The 2,833-nt window shown below is 69.7% G+C and carries 2 protein-coding genes; one reads left to right on the forward strand and one right to left on the reverse strand.

The annotated features are described in order from the left end of the window. A partial coding sequence (locus tag FVW20_RS11730) for an IMPACT family protein (RefSeq protein WP_231039067.1) occupies positions 1-411 on the reverse strand: 411 nt, incomplete at its 3' end. A gap of 350 nt (positions 412-761) precedes the next feature. On the opposite strand from FVW20_RS11730, the gene FVW20_RS11735 reads away from it, so the two are divergent. Next, positions 762-2,833 (forward strand): DNA topoisomerase 3 (locus FVW20_RS11735; protein WP_196609757.1); only part of this gene is annotated, 2,072 nt, incomplete at its 3' end.

The following is a 2,833-nucleotide window of genomic DNA, read 5'->3' on the forward strand; positions in this document are numbered from 1 at the left end:
GGGCACGATGCGCTGGCGCAGGGGCAGGCCGTCCAGCCCCAGCCGGGCCATGGCCGCATAGGCCCGCACCAGTCCGCCGGTGCCCAGCTTGACCCCGCCGAAATATCGTGTCACCACCGCCGCCACCTCGCCCACGCCGCCGTGCAGCAGTTGCTGCAGCATGGGACGACCGGCGGTGCCGTGGGGTTCGCCGTCGTCGCTGCACCCGATGCGGGCCGTGTCGCCCGGCGGCCCGGCGGCAAAGGCCCAGCAGTTGTGGGTGGCGTCGGCGAATTCGGCGCGCACCGCCTCTGTGAAGGCGCGCGCCGTGGCCGTGTCCGGCGCGTGGGCCACGCTGATGATGAACCGGCTGCGCTTGATGGAGTCTTCCCGCCGGTACACGGCCCCGGCAAAACCGGTAATGCGCACCATTTCCGCCCCCTGCGCCAGGGCCTCCGGCCCAGCCGCGTCCGACCAAGCCGATTGGCCGGAAAGAAAAGGCACCGCATAGCGGGCGGGGGCGGGCCGCCCCGCAGGGGGTGCGGATTCGCCCGTTGCGGATTCTGCTCCCGGCGCGGCCCCGGATGGGATACTGGTACGCTGGTCGGTCATGGCTTCCGGCTGTAGCCGCCCGCCCGCGGCGGGTCAAGCTGCCGGTCTGGCGTCAGGCAGCCATCGGGCGGGCGTCTGGTGGGCGTCTGGCGGCCATCGGGCGGACCGCCCCTCCATGACGCATCCACTCCCCAACCTTTCACCCTGCTGCCCGCAATCACCCGAACCACATGTCCAAGACCCTGATCATAGCGGAAAAGCCCTCCGTGGCGCGCGAACTGGCCCCCCTTGTGGGCGCCACGCAGCGCCGCGCGGGCTTTCTGGAAGGGCCGGACCATCTGGTCAGCTGGGCCGTGGGGCATCTTGTGGGCATTGCCGAGCCGGAAGAACAGGACCCTGCCTGGGCTGGCCGCTGGACCCTGGACCAGTTGCCCATGCTGCCGCCGCGCTTCCGGCTGCGGGTGCTGCCGGAAACGGCTGACCAGTTCGCCGTGCTGCGCCGCCTGCTGACCGACGAGCGCGTCACCGGCGTCATCAACGCCACCGACGCCGGACGCGAGGGCGAGCTGATCTTCCGGCGCATCTACCTGATGGCCGAATGCGCGAAACCCGTGCGCCGCCTGTGGGCCAGCGACATGACCGAGGAAGGCCTGCGCAAGAGTCTTGCCCGCCTGCTGCCCGATGCGGAAAAGCGCAACCTGGGGCTGGCCTCCTTTGCCCGGGCCGAGGCCGACTGGCTGGTGGGCATGAACTATTCGCGCCTGTTCACGGTGAAGACCGGCGGCCTTGTTTCCGTGGGGCGCGTGCAGACCCCGGTGCTGTGCCTGCTCACCGCCCGACGCCGCGAAATCGAACAGTTCGTGCCGCAGGATTTCTGGACCGTGGAAGGTATGTTCACCCCCGTCGGCAAGGGGCGGGCCGCGCAGGGCGGCGTGGCGGCCTCCGACGCGTCACAGGGCACGTCACCGGGCGCGACAGCCGATGCTTCGCCCGATGCTTCACCGGACACGTTCCCCGCGTCCGACGCAACGCCTCCCGCTTCCGACGCGACGGACTCCTTCCCCGCCGTATGGCACCGCCCGCCGGAACTGCGCGAAACCCGCGTGGACAGCGAGGACGAGGCCACGGCCATCGCCGCCGCCTGCACCGGGCGCGAGGGCGTGGTGGAATCGGTGGCCAGCAAGGCAGGCACCCAGCAACCGCCCCTGCCCTTCGACCTGACCACCCTGCAGCGGGAAGCCAACACCCGTTTCGGCCTGTCCGCAAAGGACACTCTGGCCCACGCCCAGGCCCTGTACGAAACGCACAAGCTGATCACTTACCCGCGTACCGATTCCCGCCACCTGACCAAGGAATTGTTCGCGGAAATCCTGAACCACTTCCGGGCCATCCACCACCTGTACCCGGACGAGACCATGCTGGCCGTCGCGCGCATCAAGTCCGGCAAGATCAAGTTTCCCTGCGTGGACGACCGCAAGGTCACCGACCACCACGCCATCATCCCCACCGCCCGCAAGGGCGACCCGGCCCGCCTTTCGCAGCCGGAACGGCATATCTACGAAATGATCTGCCGACGGTTCATCGCCGCCTTCTGCGCCGAGGCAAAATTCGCCACCTCCACCGTCACGGTGAAGGTGGGCGAGCACGCCTTCATCGCGCGGGGCAAAGTGTTCAAGGAAAAGGGCTGGCTGGCCGTGGAACCGTGGCGCGCGGCGGAGGACACCCCCCTGCCCCCCCTGCGCAAGGGCGCCAAACTGCATACGGACGACATCCGCCGGGTGACGCGCCAGACCAAGGCCCCCGCCCACTATACCGATGCCTCGCTGCTGGCGGCCATGGAAACCGCCGGAAAGCTGGTGGAGGACGAGGAACTGCGCCAGGCCATGAAGGAACGAGGCCTCGGCACCCCGGCCACCCGCGCCCAGGTCATCGAAACGCTGCTCCAGCGCGGCTATGTGGGCAGGCACGGCAAGCGGCTCATCGCCAGCGACCGGGGCATGCAGGTGGCCGAGGTCATCGAGGCGCTGCTGCCCGACGTGGCCTCGCCCGAGTTGACCGGCACGTGGGAAAAGGCCCTCAAGGACATGGAGGCGGGCACCGCCACCTACCCGCAGTTCATGCACGGGATACGCGAAAGCGTGTGGAACGGCGTGCACCGCATCAAGCGGGTGGGCGGGCGCAACCTGGACCGTTTGCTGGATGCGGCGTCCGAACGGTACGCCCGCACGCCCGACGGGCTGTGCCCCCTGTGCGGCGGCGAGGTGCGCGAAACCCCGCGCGGCTGGGCCTGCACCGGGCAGCC

It is taken from the genome of Nitratidesulfovibrio oxamicus (assembly GCF_015731765.1).
Lineage (GTDB): Bacteria > Desulfobacterota > Desulfovibrionia > Desulfovibrionales > Desulfovibrionaceae > Cupidesulfovibrio > Cupidesulfovibrio oxamicus.